11 protein-coding genes are annotated in these 13,646 nt (G+C 71.5%); 2 read left to right on the top strand and 9 right to left on the bottom strand.

Translation table 11 applies throughout. The annotated features are described in order from the left end of the window. Positions 1-91 precede the first annotated feature (91 nt). The 6 genes from der to CKY28_RS11825 all read right to left on the bottom strand — a co-directional run bounded on the left by der (position 92) and on the right by CKY28_RS11825 (position 8,017). Positions 92-1,447 (bottom strand): ribosome biogenesis GTPase Der, encoded by a 1,356-nt coding sequence (gene der / locus CKY28_RS11850; protein WP_095998492.1) that lies wholly within the window; start codon positions 1,445-1,447, stop codon positions 92-94. Positions 1,448-1,631: 184 nt separating this feature from the next. Then, the gene (locus tag CKY28_RS11845) at positions 1,632-2,954 is read right to left on the bottom strand and encodes an outer membrane protein assembly factor BamB family protein (protein ID WP_095998491.1); all 1,323 of its coding nucleotides are present in this window, start codon (positions 2,952-2,954) and stop codon (positions 1,632-1,634) included. After that, complete coding sequence (locus CKY28_RS11840; protein ID WP_095998490.1) at positions 2,951-3,649, bottom strand: tetratricopeptide repeat protein; 699 nt, start codon at positions 3,647-3,649, stop codon at positions 2,951-2,953. Before CKY28_RS11840 ends, CKY28_RS11845 begins: the two co-directional genes overlap by 4 nt. A 69-nt stretch (positions 3,650-3,718) precedes the next feature. Then, positions 3,719-4,576 carry a 3-methyl-2-oxobutanoate hydroxymethyltransferase gene (panB, locus tag CKY28_RS11835; RefSeq protein ID WP_095998489.1) on the bottom strand — a complete coding sequence of 286 codons (858 nt, stop codon included), beginning with the start codon at positions 4,574-4,576 and terminating at the stop codon, positions 3,719-3,721. A gap of 23 nt (positions 4,577-4,599) precedes the next feature. Further along, the gene (locus CKY28_RS11830; RefSeq protein ID WP_095998488.1) at positions 4,600-5,037 is read right to left on the bottom strand and encodes a hypothetical protein; all 438 of its coding nucleotides are present in this window, start codon (positions 5,035-5,037) and stop codon (positions 4,600-4,602) included. 82 nt (positions 5,038-5,119) lie between these two features. Then, the gene (locus CKY28_RS11825) at positions 5,120-8,017 is read right to left on the bottom strand and encodes a PAS domain-containing hybrid sensor histidine kinase/response regulator (protein WP_095998487.1); all 2,898 of its coding nucleotides are present in this window, start codon (positions 8,015-8,017) and stop codon (positions 5,120-5,122) included. 90 nt (positions 8,018-8,107) lie between these two features. Between CKY28_RS11825 and CKY28_RS11820 the strand changes: the two genes are divergently transcribed. Beyond that, complete coding sequence (locus tag CKY28_RS11820; protein ID WP_095998486.1) at positions 8,108-10,156, top strand: NAD(+) synthase; 2,049 nt, start codon at positions 8,108-8,110, stop codon at positions 10,154-10,156. Between the two features lie 13 nt (positions 10,157-10,169). After that, positions 10,170-10,511, top strand: coding sequence for a hypothetical protein (locus CKY28_RS11815; protein WP_095998485.1), 342 nt, complete (start codon positions 10,170-10,172; stop codon positions 10,509-10,511). A 31-nt stretch (positions 10,512-10,542) separates the two neighbouring features. On the opposite strand, the gene CKY28_RS11810 is transcribed toward CKY28_RS11815, so the two are convergent. From CKY28_RS11810 to CKY28_RS11800, 3 genes are all read right to left on the bottom strand, one after another. Further along, entirely contained in the window at positions 10,543-11,580 is a 1,038-nt protein-coding gene (locus tag CKY28_RS11810; protein WP_095998484.1) for an MBL fold metallo-hydrolase, read from the bottom strand. A gap of 190 nt (positions 11,581-11,770) precedes the next feature. After that, entirely contained in the window at positions 11,771-12,451 is a 681-nt protein-coding gene (locus CKY28_RS11805; RefSeq protein ID WP_095998483.1) for a DUF1013 domain-containing protein, read from the bottom strand. Positions 12,452-12,555: 104 nt separating this feature from the next. Further along, on the bottom strand, positions 12,556-13,578 hold the full coding sequence (locus CKY28_RS11800) for a glycosyltransferase family 4 protein (protein WP_095998643.1): 1,023 nt from the start codon (positions 13,576-13,578) through the stop codon (positions 12,556-12,558). Positions 13,579-13,646: the final 68 nt, after the last annotated feature.

Below are 13,646 nucleotides of genomic sequence, written 5' to 3'. Positions count from 1 at the left end.
ACCCCCGTCGCGGCGCTTCACGGGACGGCTTCTACCCGCGGGAAGGTAAACAGGCGGTTGCCGGCGTGCGCCGCGCGCCTCCGGAACGGACCTATTGCCGGTCGCGGTCGAACGGGTTGCGGGGTGCGCGCATCGTCAGGCGCACGGGCACCGCGCCGAAGCCGAGGTCGCGCCGCATCGAGTTGACGAGGTAGCGTTCGTAGCTGGCGGGGAGCTGGTCCACGCGAGTGCCGAAGATGACGAAGGAGGGCGGCCGCGTCTTCACCTGCGTGACGTAGCGGAGCTTCACGCGCTTGCCGCCGGGCGCGGGCGGCGGGTTGGCCTCGACGGCGCGCTCGAACCAGCGGTTCAGTTCGCCGGTGGGCACGCGCTTGGACCAGGCCTCGCGCGTTTCGAACGCCACCTGAAGAAGCGTGTCTAAGCCCTTGCCGGTGGCCGCGGAAACGGTGAGGACCGGCACGCCCTTGACCTGGCTCAAGCCATCCTCGAGCGCCTTTTTGACGCCGTTGAAGAGCGCGGACGGGTTCTCGGCTACGTCCCATTTATTGAGCGCGATGACGAGCGCGCGGCCCTCCTCCAGCACCCGGTCGGCGATGCGGAGGTCCTGCCCTTCCAGCCCGAGCGTCGCGTCGAGCAGCAGCACGACGACTTCGGCGAAGTCGACGGCGCGGAGCGCGTCGGCGACCGACAACTTCTCCAGCTTGTCCTGCACCTTGGCGCGCTTGCGCATGCCCGCCGTGTCGATCAGGCGCACCCGCCTGCCCTGCCATTCCCAGTCGATCGCGATCGAATCGCGCGTGATCCCGGCTTCCGGGCCGGTGATCAGCCGCTCCTCGCCGAGCAGCCGGTTGACCAGCGTCGACTTGCCCGCATTGGGGCGGCCGACGATCGCGAGCTTGAGCGGGGCGTCGGGCGCTTCCTCGTCCTCGAACTCCTCTTCGATCTCTTCCGGCATGTGGGGGAGGATCGCCTCGAACAGGTCGGCCACGCCCTCGCCGTGCTCGGCGGAGAGCTGGACGGGGTCGCCGAAGCCGAGCGCCAGGCTTTCTAGGATGCCCTGCTCCGCCGCGCGGCCCTCCGCCTTGTTGGCGACGAGCACGATCGGCGTGTCGGACGCGCGGAGCCAGCGGGCGATCTCCTCGTCGAGCGGTACGATCCCGGCGCGCGCGTCGATCAGGAACAGCGCGACGTCGGCCTGCTCGACGGCGGCCTCGGTCTGGCGGCGCATGCGGCCGGGGAGCGTGTCAGGGTCTTCGTCCTCATAGCCGGCGGTATCGATGACGCGGAAATCGAGGCCGAGCAGGTGCGCGTCGCCCTCCCGCCGGTCGCGCGTCACGCCCGGGCGGTCGTCGACGAGCGCGAGCTTCTTGCCGACGAGGCGGTTGAACAGCGTGGACTTGCCGACGTTCGGGCGGCCGACGATGGCGACGACGGGGAGGCGGGACATAGAACTGCCTTAACCCCTCTCCCGCTTTGGGTCCTCAGCAAAGTACTACTTTGCTGGGTGCCTTGGCGCGGGAGAGGGACAGCTGCGGAGCAGCAGGGTGAGGGCCCGACCCGGCGAGGGTACTGCCCTCACCCTGGCCCTATGGGCCTGTCCCTCTCCCGCGAAAGCGGGAGAGGGTTGGAGGTCAACGATAGGCGGAGATGCGTCCGCGGTCGTCCAGCGTGTAGAGCGTGCCGTTCGCCACCACGGGCGACAGGCCGAACGGGTCGCCCGCCTCCACGGTCGCGGCGACCTTGCCGTCGCCCGCGTCGGCATAGGCGATCTCGCCTTCCGAGTTGACGAGCACCAGCCGGTTGCCCGCGAGCACCGGGCCGAACCAGGTGATCGCACCCGAGCGCTTCTTCTCGTTGCGGTAGCGGCGGAGCTGCGAGATCCAGCGCGCGCGGCCGGTGGTGCGCGAGATCGCCATGAGGCGCGCGTCGTCCGTCACCACGAACAGCCACTCGCCCGCGATCGCCGGCGTGGAGATGCCGGCGACGTTCTGCTCCCACAGGCGCTGGCCGGTGGCGAGGTCGAGCGCGACCATGCGGCCGCCCTCGCCCACCGCATAGACGCGGCCGCCGTCGATGACGGGCGAGGCGTCGATGTCCGACAGGCTGGACACGGAGGTCGAGATCGTGGTGCGGCTCAGCGCGTCCTGCCACAGCACGCGGCCGTTCTCGTAGCGATAGGCGTTGAGCTCGCCCGACGAGAAACCGGCGACCACCGTCCCCTGCGCCGACGCGGGCGCGGCGACGCCGAACACGCCCTGCGTCTCCAGCGTGCCCTGCTGCGCCCAGCGGACCTTGCCGTCGGCCTGGTTGAGCGCGAAGATCTGGTTGTCCTGCGCGAGCACGTAGACGGTGTCGTTGGCGACCGTGGGCGCGCCGCGCAGCGGACCGCCCGGCTTGGCGCGCCATACGACCGCGCCGTCGGCCGCGTTCAGGGCCACCACGTCGCCCAGCCCGTCGGTCGCGTAGACCCGTCCGGAGTCGTAGGACGCCCCTCCGCCGAAACGCGCCGCGCGGTTCGCGTCGCCCTCGGCCGCGGACACGCTCCACAGGCGCTGACCCGTGTTCGCGTCGAAGGCGTGCACGGTCGCGGTCACGTCGACGACGAACAGCTTGCCTTCCGCGATCACCGGCGGCGCGGCGAGGCGCTGACGGTTGGAGCCGCCGTCGATCTGCACGGTCCAGGCGCGGCTCGGCGACGCGGCCAGCGCCACGTGGCCGATCGCCTTTTCGGCGTTGCCGCCCGGCTGCGCCCAGGCGTCGTTGGTCTGCGCCGGCGGCAGCGTCACCGCGACGCCCGCGAGCGCGGGATCGGCCTCGACGTCGTTCTCCGACACGAGGATGGGCACGCGGTCGCCGACCGTGGGCGTGCGCTTCTGCCCGCCCTTGAACACGCCGCAGGCGGAGAGCGCCATCAGCGCCGCCACCGCGACGGGCGCCCGGAACCTAGTCATCATTTCTTGGCTGAACCTTCATTCTGATCGATGGCGTCGACCCCGAGTAGGCCCGCCATCTGAATGGCGCGTTGACGGATCGACTCCGGCACCTGCGCGTCGCGCGCGATCCGGCCGAACATCCGGCCCGCCAGGTCGCGGCGCCCCGCGCGAAGATGCGCCACCGCGACCAACTCGCCCGCGCTGCCGAAATAGGGGTTGCCCGGCACGGCCAGCGTCCGCAGCCGGTCGATCACCGCCTGGGGCTGGAGCGTGTCGAACTCCGCCGCCGTCTGGCGGATCAGCGCCAGGTTGCGGAAGGCGGGAGCGGTATTCTCGCTGCGCGCCACCTCGGCGAACTTCGCGGCCGCGCCCTTCAGGTCGTCGCGCTGGAGCAGCACGTCCCCCTGCGTGAACAGCGCCAGCGCGCGGTACCCTTCGCTCGAGGAGCGCGTCAGCTCGTCGAGCGGCTTGGCGGCGTCGGCGGTGCGGCCCGCGGCGAGCGCGTCATAGGCGGTCTGGAGCTTCTCCCCCTCCGCGCCGCGCGCGACCTCCTGCTGGTTGCGCCAGTAGAGATAGCCCGCGAACAGCGCGAGCCCGAGCAGGATCGCCGCGATCAGCCAGCGGCCGTAGCGCGTCCAGAAGCCCGCGAGCTGGTCGCGCCGCAGCTCGTCGTCGACTTCGCGCAGGAACGCTTCATTGGTGGGCGGAACGGCCAACAGATGCTCCGGAGGACGGGAAAGGGTGTAGCCGGCGGCTTTAACGGCACGCGGGCCGAAACGGAAGCGTCACGCCTTGGAGGCGTAGATCTGCTCCGGCCCCGGGAAGCTGCGGTCGCGCACCTCCGCCGCATAGGCCTCCGCCGCCGCCGAGATGCGGCCGGCGAGGTCGTCGAACCGCTTCACGAAGCGCGGCGTACGCTCGAACAGGCCCAGCATGTCCTCGGCGACCAGCACCTGCCCGTCGCACGCCGCCGACGCGCCGATGCCGATGGTGGGGCAATCGACCGCCCGCGTGATCTCGACGGCGATCGGTTCGACTACGCCCTCCACGACGATGGCGAAGGCGCCGGCGTCGGCCACCGCCCTGGCGTCCGCCCCGATCTTCGCCGCCTCCGCCTCCGACCGGCCGCGCGCGCCGTAGCCGCCCAGCATGTTCACCGCCTGGGGCGTGAGGCCCACATGGCCCATCACCGGAACGCCGCGCTCGGAGAGGAAGCGGACCTGCGGGGCCATAGCCTCGCCGCCCTCCATCTTCACGCCCGCCGCGCCCGTCTCCTTGAGCAGCCTGGACGCGCTGGCGAACGCCTGTTCCGGCGACTGTTCGTAGGAGCCGAACGGCATGTCGATGACCACCACCGCGTGGTAGCTGCCGCGCACCACGGCCGCGCCGTGCGCCGCCATCATCTCCAGCGTCACGGGTACCGTCGAAGGCAGGCCGTAGATTACCTGCCCCAGGCTGTCGCCCACCAGCAAGAGGTCGCAATGCGGGTCGAGCAGCTGCGCCGTCCGGACCGTATAGGCGGTCAGCATCACCAGCGGCGTACCGCCCTTCCGCCGGCGGATCGCCGGAACCGTGAGCCGCTTCATCGGCGCGGACACGGGCGTCGCGCGGCTGGTCGCCGTGTCGAGGGTGAAGGTGGACATGGGCGGGTTCTAGCCCCGCGGCGCTAGCCGATCCAGCCGCGCCTCATCGCGCGGGCGGAGAGCCACGTCGCGCCGGCCGCCACGAGGGCGATGAAGATCGGGAACGGCAGGGTCGCGGCCGCGCCCTTGGTCGCGACGAGGTCCGACGCGGCGAAGAGGTAGCCGAACTGGACCAGCACCGCGAACAGGCTCAGCGCGAACAACGGCAGCGCGAGGCGCGAGCGGGCGAGCAGCGCCAGCGCGCCGAGCAGGCCGGCCGAGGTCGCGACGGCGTAGAGCGGATCGTACCAGATCGGCAGCGACGCGTAGAGCGTCCGGTCATAGTCGGTCGCCGGCCCCATCGCGTCCGCGCCCAGGCGGAACTGCTGAAAGCAGGCGTAGCAGCCGGCGACGCCCCAGACGAGCAGCAGCGCGGCGACGACGCGGAACCACGCGGGCGCGCGGCGATAAGCGGCGGTCATATGGTCCTCCCCTGATTTTCCGAGCGCGGAGACTGCGCCCAGCACGTCCCCGGCGCAAGCGGGAGCCGTGTCCAGGATCAGGTCACCCGACGAGCTCGCGCGTCTTCGCCAGCGCGCCGACCACGCGCTCGCGCAGCGCCTCGGCGGTGACGGGCTTCTGCACAACCGCGTCGGCGGGCACGTCGGCGATGGCGCTCAGGTCCGCATAGCCCGTCAGCATCAGGAGCGGCACGTCCGGCCGCAGCTCCGCGGCGCGGCGGGCGAGCTCCGCGCCGTTCATGCCGGGCATGGCGAAGTCGGCGAGGATCAGGTCGACGTCCGAGCGCCCGCGGAGCACGGCCAGCGCCGCGTCGCCGCTTGACGCCTCCGCCACCGTCGCGCCCATGCCGGCGATCATGTCCGCGGTCACGCCGCGCACCGCGTCGTCGTCGTCGACGACCAGCACGACCGTCCGCGACAGATCGGCGTCGGCCGCAGCGTCGCCCGGCCGCGGCGCGGGCGCGGGCGCGGCTTCGGCGCGGGGCAGGAACACGCACACGTCCGTCCCCTCGCCTTCCCGCGACTCGATCAGGACGCCGCCGCCCGACTGCTTGGCGAAGCCGAACACCTGGGCGAGGCCCAGCCCCGACCCCTTGCCGACGGGCTTGGTCGTGAAGAACGGCTCGAACACGCGGTTCAGGACGTCCGGGGACATGCCGGTGCCGGTGTCGGCGACGGCCACCATAACATGCTCGCCGGCGGGCGGGTGCTCGGGGCGCGTCGGTTCGGGTCTGACGACGTTGGCCGTGCGGATCGTCACCGTGCCGCCTACCGCCATCGCGTCGCGCGCGTTGATGGCGAGGTTGAGGATGACGAGCTCGATCTGCGTGGGATCCACCAACGCAGGCCAGAGCCCGTCCTCCAGCCCGAGGTCGACGGTGATGGCGTTGCCGATCGCCCCCTCGAACAGCGGCCGCATGCGCGCCACCGTCTCGTTCAGGTCGATGACGCGCGTGGCGAGCCGCTGGCGGCGCGAGAAGGCGAGCAGCTGCTGCGTGAGCGCAGCGCCGCGCTCGGCGGCGACGCGGATGTTCTCCAGCCGCTGCAGCGTGCGCGCGTCGAGGTCGGCGGCGCGCGCGGCGCGTTCGACCAGGCCGGTGTTGCCGACGACCACGGTCAGGAGGTTGTTGAAATCGTGCGCCACGCCGGAGGTGAGCTGTCCCACCGCCTCCAGCCGCTGCATCTGGTGCAGCGTCTGCTCGACGCGCTCGCGCTCGCCGATCTGCGCGGTCAGGCGGTTGTTCGCCTCCGCCAGCTCGGCGGTGCGCGCGGCAACGCGGCTCTCCAGCGCCTCGGCGGCGAGGTGGGCGTCCGTCACCTCGATGCCGACGCCGACATAACCGGCGAAGCGACCGCCGATGAAGCGGGGCCGCGCCTCCGTGCGCAGCCAGCGCGTCTCGCCCGTCTTGTCGACGACGCGGACCTCGTGGCTCCACGGCTCGCGCGCGGCGAACGCCTCCGCGCGGCGGAGGAGCTCGCGGTCGCGGTCGTCGGGGTGGATGATGGTGATGAGGCCCCGCGCGCGCACCTCGTCCTCGGTCCAGCCGAACAGGGTCAGGAACCAGCGGTTCGCGAAGAGCGGCAGGCCGTTCTCGTCGATGACCCACATCAGCGCGGGCACGGTGTCGGCGAGCGACCGGAACCGCGACTCCGTCTCGCGCAGCAGCTCCTCGGCTCCCTTGCGCGCGGTGATGTCGAGCGTGGTGCCCACCGCGCGCAACGGCGTTCCCGTCTCGTCGAACAGGGCGCGGCCGCGGGCGGCGACCCAGCGCGTCAGCCCGTCCTCCGCGCCGAGCGTGCGGTATTCGACGTCGTAGGGCGCGCGACGCTCGGGGTCGATCGCCGCCTCGAACGCCTCCGCCGTCGCCTGCAGGTCGTCGGGGTGCAGGCCCGCGTAGAAGTCATCCATGCTCACCGCGACGCCCGGCGAGATGCCGAAATGCGCCTTGGTGCGCTCCGACCAGGTGAGCTGGTCGGCCTGCAGGTCGACGTCCCAGATGCCCAGCTCCGCCGCCTCGGTCGCGAGCCGCAGCGACTCCGTGGAGAGCAGCAGCCGCTCCTCCGCGCGGACGCGGTCTGTCACGTCGTTGCCGTCGACGAACAAGGCGCCGATCGCGCCGTTGCGGTCGGCCACGGGCTGGACCACCAGGTCGACGAAGCGGTCGCGCATCAGCGCGGCGCGCACGCCCTGTCCCCGGAACGGGCGGCGCGTCGCCGCCACCTCGTCGAGGAACGCGCGCGCCGCGTCGCGCTCCTGCAACGGCAGGAGGTCGGTGAAGGACAGCCCGACCACGTCGCGGCGACCGACCATCTCCATGAACGTCTCGTTGGCGAGCTCGATCACATGGCCCGGCTGGCGCAGCACCGCCATGAAGCCGGGAGATTGGTCGAACATCTCCGCCAGGCGGGCGCGCTCCTCCGCGACCGAGCGGGCGGCGCGGACGCGGTCGGTCGTCTCGGCGGTGACGCACAGCACGCCCGCCACTTCGCCGCGCTCGTCGCGGACGGGGGAGAAGCTGTAGTCGAAATAGGCGATCTCGCCCGCCCCGCCGCGGCGCTCGACGTAGAAGGCGCGGTTCTTCTCCGACAGGGTGTCGCCGGTCGCGCGGACCTGTTCGAGCATGGGCTCCAGGTCGTCCCACATCTCCGCCCAGCCCTCCCGCGCGGGGCGGCCGAGCGCGCGGGGGTGCTTGTCGCCGATCACGGGCGCGTAGGCGTCGTTGTAGAAACTGACGTGGTCGGGCCCCCAAAAGAGCGACATCTGGACGTCGGCGGGCAGGATCAGCTGGAGGGCGGAGCGCAGCGCGGGCGGCCATTCACGCATGGAGCCGAGCGGGCAGTCGCGGCCGTCTAGCGCGCGGAGGTGCCGCTCCACCTCCGTCCCCGGTGGGGGAAGGGGCGCACGCGACGTCTGGACCGGATAGCCCCTCTCACCCATCATCAACCGTCATAGACGGGGGCGGGGCCGCGGCGAAAGCCGATTTGTTGGAGCGGGCGTGACCGTTTCGCTTGTCATACGTTAGGGGATCGCATGGCCGACACGCACCCCTTCTTCGCGCTCCACTCCCACGGTCTGGCGCGCGTCGCCGCCGCCACACCGATCGCCACCGTGGGCGACGCGCCGGCCAACGCCGACGCGGCGATCGAGCTCGCCCGGCAGGCGGATGCGCGGGGCGTCGATTTGGTGGTCTATCCGGAGCTCAACCTGACGAGCTACGCGATCGATGACATGCACCTGCAGTCGGCGCAGCAGGATGCCACGCTCGCCGCGATCGCGCGGGTAGTGGAGGCGAGCCGCGACCTCGCGCCGCTGCTCATGCTCGGCGCGGCGATCCTGCGGGGCGGGCGGCTCTACAATTGTGCAGTCGCGGTTGCTCGAGGGCGCGTGCTGGGCGTAGTGCCCAAGACGTTCCTGCCCAACTACCGCGAATACTACGAAAAGCGCTATTTCGCGCCCGGCTCGGGCGTCGTCGGCCTCACAATCGAGATCGCCGGCCAGGAGGTCCCGTTCGGCACGGACCTTCTCTTCGAGGCGACCGACCTGCCCGGCTTCGTCGTCCACGCGGAGGTGTGCGAGGATTATTGGGCGCCCGTCCCGCCCTCCTCCGAAGCCGCGCTGGCGGGGGCGCTCGTCTGCTGCAACCTGTCCGCGTCCAACATCGTCATCGGCAAGGCGCGCGAGCGGGCGATGCTCTGCGCCTCCCAGTCGCAACGCGCGCATTGCGCATACGTCTATTCCGCCTCCGGTCCGGGCGAGAGCACGACGGACGTCGCCTGGGACGGCCAGGGCATGATTTACGAGCTGGGCGAGGAGCTGGCTCAATCGGAGCGGTTCAACAAGTCCGCGGGCCTGCTCGTCGCCGACGTCGACCTGGAACGAATCGCGCAGGAGCGGTCGCGCAACGGCACGTTCAACGACAATGGCCGCCTTCTCGGCCACCCGGAGACGCGCTTCCGCCGCGTCCGCTTCGAGCACCGGCCACACCGGGCGAACGTCGGGCTGGAGCGCGTGGTCAGGCGCTTCCCCTTCGTCCCCGACGACGCGCAGAAGCGCGACGAGGACTGCTACGAGGCGTTCAACATCCAGGTCGAGGGCCTCGCCAAGCGCATGGCCGCGGTGCGAGCCGAGAAGCTGGTGATCGGGGTGTCGGGCGGGCTCGACTCCACCCACGCGCTGATCGTCGCGGCCAAGGCGTTCGACCGGTTGAGCAAACCCAGGACGGACATACTAGGCTTCACCATGCCCGGCTTCGCCACCGGCGAGGGCACCAAGGGCAATGCCTGGGCCCTGATGCGCGCGCTGGGCATCACGGCCGAAGAGATCGACATCCGCCCCGCCGCCACGCAGATGCTGGCCGACATGGGCCACCCGTTCGCACGCGGCGAGGCCGTGTACGACGTGACGTTCGAGAACGTGCAGGCGGGCCTGCGCACCGATTACCTCTTCCGCCTCGCCAACCAGCGCGGCGGCATCGTGCTCGGCACGGGCGACCTGTCCGAACTCGCGCTAGGCTGGTGCACCTACGGCGTCGGCGACCAGATGAGCCATTACGGCGTCAACACGGGCGTGCCGAAGACGCTGATCCAATTCCTGATCCGCTGGTGCATCCGCACCGACCAGTACGACCCGGAGACCGACCAGGTCCTGCTCGCGATCCTGAACCAGGAGATCTCGCCCGAGCTCGTCCCCGCCGATCACAGCGGCGCGTTGCAGAGCACCGAGGAGAAGGTCGGCCCCTACTCGCTCAACGACTTCTTCACGCACTACCTTATCCGCCACGGACTCCGGCCGTCCAAGATCGCGTTCCTGTGCTGGCACGCCTGGCGCGAGCTGGAGGCGGGGCGCTGGCCGCTCGACTATCCGGAGGACAACCGCGTCGCCTTCGACCTGCCCACGATCAAGCAGTGGCTGGAGCGCTTCCTGCGCCGCTTCTTCGCCAACCAGTTCAAGCGTTCGGCGCTGCCCAATGGGCCCAAAGTGTCGCCCGGCGGCGCGCTGTCGCCGCGCGGCGACTGGCGCCAGCCGTCGGACGCGACCCCGCGCGTTTATCTCGACGAGCTCTTCGCCCATGTACCGTAGAGAAGGAGGAACCATGCGCACACTCGTACTGCTCCCCCTGGCGCTGGCCGCCTGCCAGCAGCAGCCCGCCGAGACGGCGGCGACCACCAACAACACGGCCGCGCCCGCGGGCTACAGCGCCGTCCAGCAGCGCACGCTGGACCTGCCCGAGGAGCAGCGCCGCGCGGTGTTCCTCCGCGCCATCCGCGACGGCGACGCGCCCTGCCAGGGCGTGACGGAGGCGCCGCGCCAGCCTGACCAGGACGGCAATCCCGTGTTCGCGGCGATCTGCACCGACGGGCCCGTCTACGCCATCGCGCTCGACCGCAACGGCGTGGCGCAGGTGACGCGCGTGTCGGGCGAGCGGCGCGGCTAGGCTTCTCCCTCTCCCCAGAGGGAAAGGGAGCTTAGGTGGTTGCCACCCACCAGCGCACGCCGTCGCGGTCCTCCGCGACGGCCCTGCCGTCCCGCTCCAGCCGCCGGAGGTGCGCGAGCGCCTCGCCCGTGGCCATGCCCAGCATGTCGGGGCCGACGGGCCGCTGGAACAGCACGGCGAAGCAGTCGACCGCGCGCCGGGGTTCCGCCAGGTGCACGGCGAGCGCGTCGAGCCGCTCCAGATGCTCGTCGCGCATCTGGTCGAGCCGGATGTGGAGTCCCGTGAACGGGTCGCCGTGCCCCGGCAGCACCAGCAGGTCGGGATCGAGCCCGCGCAGCTTCTCGATCGAGAGGAGCCAGTCGCCGAGCGGGTTGCTCTCCGGCTCGCTGATCGGCACCGACACGTTAGGGCTGATCCGCGGCAGCACCTGGTCGCCCGCCAGCAGAAGCCCGCGCCGCTCGTCGAGCAGGCAGGCGTGCTCCGGGCTGTGGCCCGAGCCGACGACGACGCGCCACTCCGCGCCGCCGACCGCCAGCCGGTCGCCATCGGCGATCCGGACGTAGCTGAGCGATAGCGGCGCCACGATCCGCCGGAACCCCGCCCAGCCCCGCTCGCATGCATGCGCGACCTGCTCGTCCGCCCAGCCCGCCATGCGCCAGAACGCGACCTGCTCGGCGGGCACCTCGTCCTGCGCGTCGGCGATCAGCATGCGCGCGAGCAGCCACTCGCCCCGCGTCATGTGGAGCGGTGCGCGATGCTCGGCGCACAAACGGCCGGCGAGCCCGATATGGTCAGGGTGGAAATGCGTGCCGATCACGCGGCTGACGCGCAGGTCGGAGAGCGCGTCCCACGCCGCGCGCGCGTCGGCCGTGTTCATGCCCGTGTCGACGACCGCCGTCCCGCCGTCATCGGCGAGGAGATAGCAGTTGACGTGGCGGAGCGGCCCGGGAACTGCGATGCGGAGGACGGAGAGACCAGGCGCGAGCTCGACGGGTGCACCGGACTCGATCGCGCCGAACGGGTAGGTCAGGCCGTTACGGACGCGGAGGGCTGAGAGCGCGGTCGCCATCGGTTGCGGGTAGCAACGGAACGGTCGCACGACCATCCCCTCCTACCCTCTCCCGCTTTCGCGGGAGAGGGACCGGCTCGCTTGCGAGCCAGGGTGAGGGCCTGGGCAGGGCGCATCCCGAAGAACGGGCCCTCACCCTGCGGCTGCGCCGCTGTCCCTCTCCCGCGAAAGCGGGAGAGGGATCGGGTAATCACCGCCGGAACGGATCTTCGAACAGCGGTCGGGCGTCCGCCTCCGCGGCGGCGCGCTCGCCTTCGGTGTCGGCGTTGCGGATCGCCGCCTCGCGCTCGGCGCGGAGCTGCTCGATCAGCGCCTCGCGGTCGCCGGCCAGCCGCTCGTCGGTCTGCTGCTCCGGCTGGCCCTTGGCCGCTTTGGCGACCGCCGCGTCGAGCTCGCGCTGCGTCGTCAGGCCCAGCGTCACCGGGTCCTTGGGCGTGATGTTGGCGATGTTCCAGTGCGTCCGGTCGCGGATCGCCGCGATCGTGGTGCGCGTGGTGCCGATCAGGTTGGCGATCGCGCCGTCGCTGATTTCCGGGTGGTTGCGGATGATCCAGGCGATGCCGTCCGGCTTGTCCTGCCGCTTGGAGACGGGCGTGTAGCGCGGCCCCTTGGTGCGGCGGACCTGCTCGGGGCCCTTGGTCATCTTGAGGCGGTAGTCGGGGTCGCGCTGGCCCTTGTCGATCTCGTCCTGCGTCAGCTCGTGCGCGCGGACGGGGTCGCGGCCGGTCAGCTTGGTCGCGGCGGTGTCGTCGGCGATCGCCTGCACCTCCAGGATGTGCAGCCCGCAGAACTCGGCGATCTGCTCGAAGGAGAGCGAGGTGTTGTCGACCAGCCAGGACGCGGTCGCATGGGGCATGAGCGGCTGGGCCACGGGATCGGTGCTCCGTACAAATAGAAAGGGCCGCCCCTCACCGGAGCGGCCGTGCCATGGTTTTTCGACTTAGGCCGTCCGACCCGGAGTGGCAAGCGGGCGCGTCAGGCCGCCGTTCGCCACTCTCCGACCGGCGCCAGCGCGGCCAGGAACTGCTCGGCGCTCGCCCGCCAATCGAAGCGGCGGGCATACTCGACGCAGGCGGCCCGGTCCCGCGTCAGCGCGCGGGCGACGGCCGCGTTCAGGTCATCGTCGAGCGCGCCCACCTCCTCGGTCACCACGTCCGCCGGCCCGGTCACCGGATAGGCCGCGACGGGCAGCCCGCACGCCAGCGCCTCCGCCATGACGAGCCCGAACGTATCGGTCCGGCTCGGGAACACGAACACGTCCGCCGAGCGGTAAGCCGCGCCCAGCGCCTCGCCCGAGCGCGCGCCGAGGAAGTGCACCTCCGGAAAGCGGCGCCTGAGCCCCTCCAGCGCGGGGCCGTCGCCGACCACGACCTTGGAGCCGGGCCGACCGCTCGCCAGGAACGCCTCGATGTTCTTCTCCACCGCGACGCGACCCACATAGAGCTGCACCGGGCGGGGCAGCGCCGGCATCGCGTCGTCGCGCGGCCCGTCCGGCCGGAACAGCGCCCGGTCGACCCCACGCCCCCACGGCCGCACCTGCGGGAGCCCGTGCGCACGAAGCGTCCGCTCGATCGTCGGCGTGGACGCCAGCACCGCCTGCGCCGGCGCGTGGAACCAGCGGATATAGCGCCACACGAGCGAGGTCGGCAGCGGCGTGCGCGCCGCCACGTAATCCGGGAACTGCGTATGATAGGCGGTCGTGAAGGGCAGCCCTCGGCTCAGGCACCAGCGCCGCGCCGCGAGGCACAGCGGGCCCTCGGTCGCCAGGTGGATCGCGTCCGCGCCGAAGCGTTCCAGCATGCGCCCGATCCGGGCCGACGGCGCAAAGGCCAGGCGGATCTCCGGATAGGTCGGGCACGGCATCGACGGAAAGCCGTCGGGCGCGACCACCAGGACCTCATGGCCCATGCGCTCCAGCTCGCCGCGCAACGCCTGAAGCGTGCGCACCACGCCGTTGACCTGCGGGGCCCAGGCGTCAGTGACGATCGCGATGCGCATCATGAACCATCCTCGGACCTGCCCGCCCCTTCCTCGCTCGTTTCGAGCTCAGTCGAGAAACGGGTCGG

The organism is Sphingomonas lenta (assembly GCF_002288825.1).
In the GTDB taxonomy this organism is placed as follows: domain Bacteria; phylum Pseudomonadota; class Alphaproteobacteria; order Sphingomonadales; family Sphingomonadaceae; genus Sphingomonas; species Sphingomonas lenta.
The sequence above is the reverse complement of the archived record's forward strand: the minus strand, read 5'-3'. Positions and strand labels throughout refer to the sequence as shown.

Excerpts from the sequence above, each read along its gene's own strand:
- CKY28_RS11830 (WP_095998488.1), bottom strand. The coding sequence starts at position 5,037 with ATGACCGCCGCTTATCGCCGCGCGCCCGCGTGGTTCCGCGTCGTCGCC.
- CKY28_RS11825 (WP_095998487.1), bottom strand. The coding sequence starts at position 8,017 with ATGATGGGTGAGAGGGGCTATCCGGTCCAGACGTCGCGTGCGCCCCTT.
- CKY28_RS11800 (WP_095998643.1), bottom strand. The coding sequence starts at position 13,578 with ATGCGCATCGCGATCGTCACTGACGCCTGGGCCCCGCAGGTCAACGGC.
- CKY28_RS11820 (WP_095998486.1), top strand. The coding sequence starts at position 8,108 with ATGGCCGACACGCACCCCTTCTTCGCGCTCCACTCCCACGGTCTGGCG.
- CKY28_RS11845 (WP_095998491.1), bottom strand. The coding sequence starts at position 2,954 with ATGATGACTAGGTTCCGGGCGCCCGTCGCGGTGGCGGCGCTGATGGCG.
- der (WP_095998492.1), bottom strand. The coding sequence starts at position 1,447 with ATGTCCCGCCTCCCCGTCGTCGCCATCGTCGGCCGCCCGAACGTCGGC.
- CKY28_RS11815 (WP_095998485.1), top strand. The coding sequence starts at position 10,170 with ATGCGCACACTCGTACTGCTCCCCCTGGCGCTGGCCGCCTGCCAGCAG.
- CKY28_RS11810 (WP_095998484.1), bottom strand. The coding sequence starts at position 11,580 with ATGGCGACCGCGCTCTCAGCCCTCCGCGTCCGTAACGGCCTGACCTAC.
- panB (WP_095998489.1), bottom strand. The coding sequence starts at position 4,576 with ATGTCCACCTTCACCCTCGACACGGCGACCAGCCGCGCGACGCCCGTG.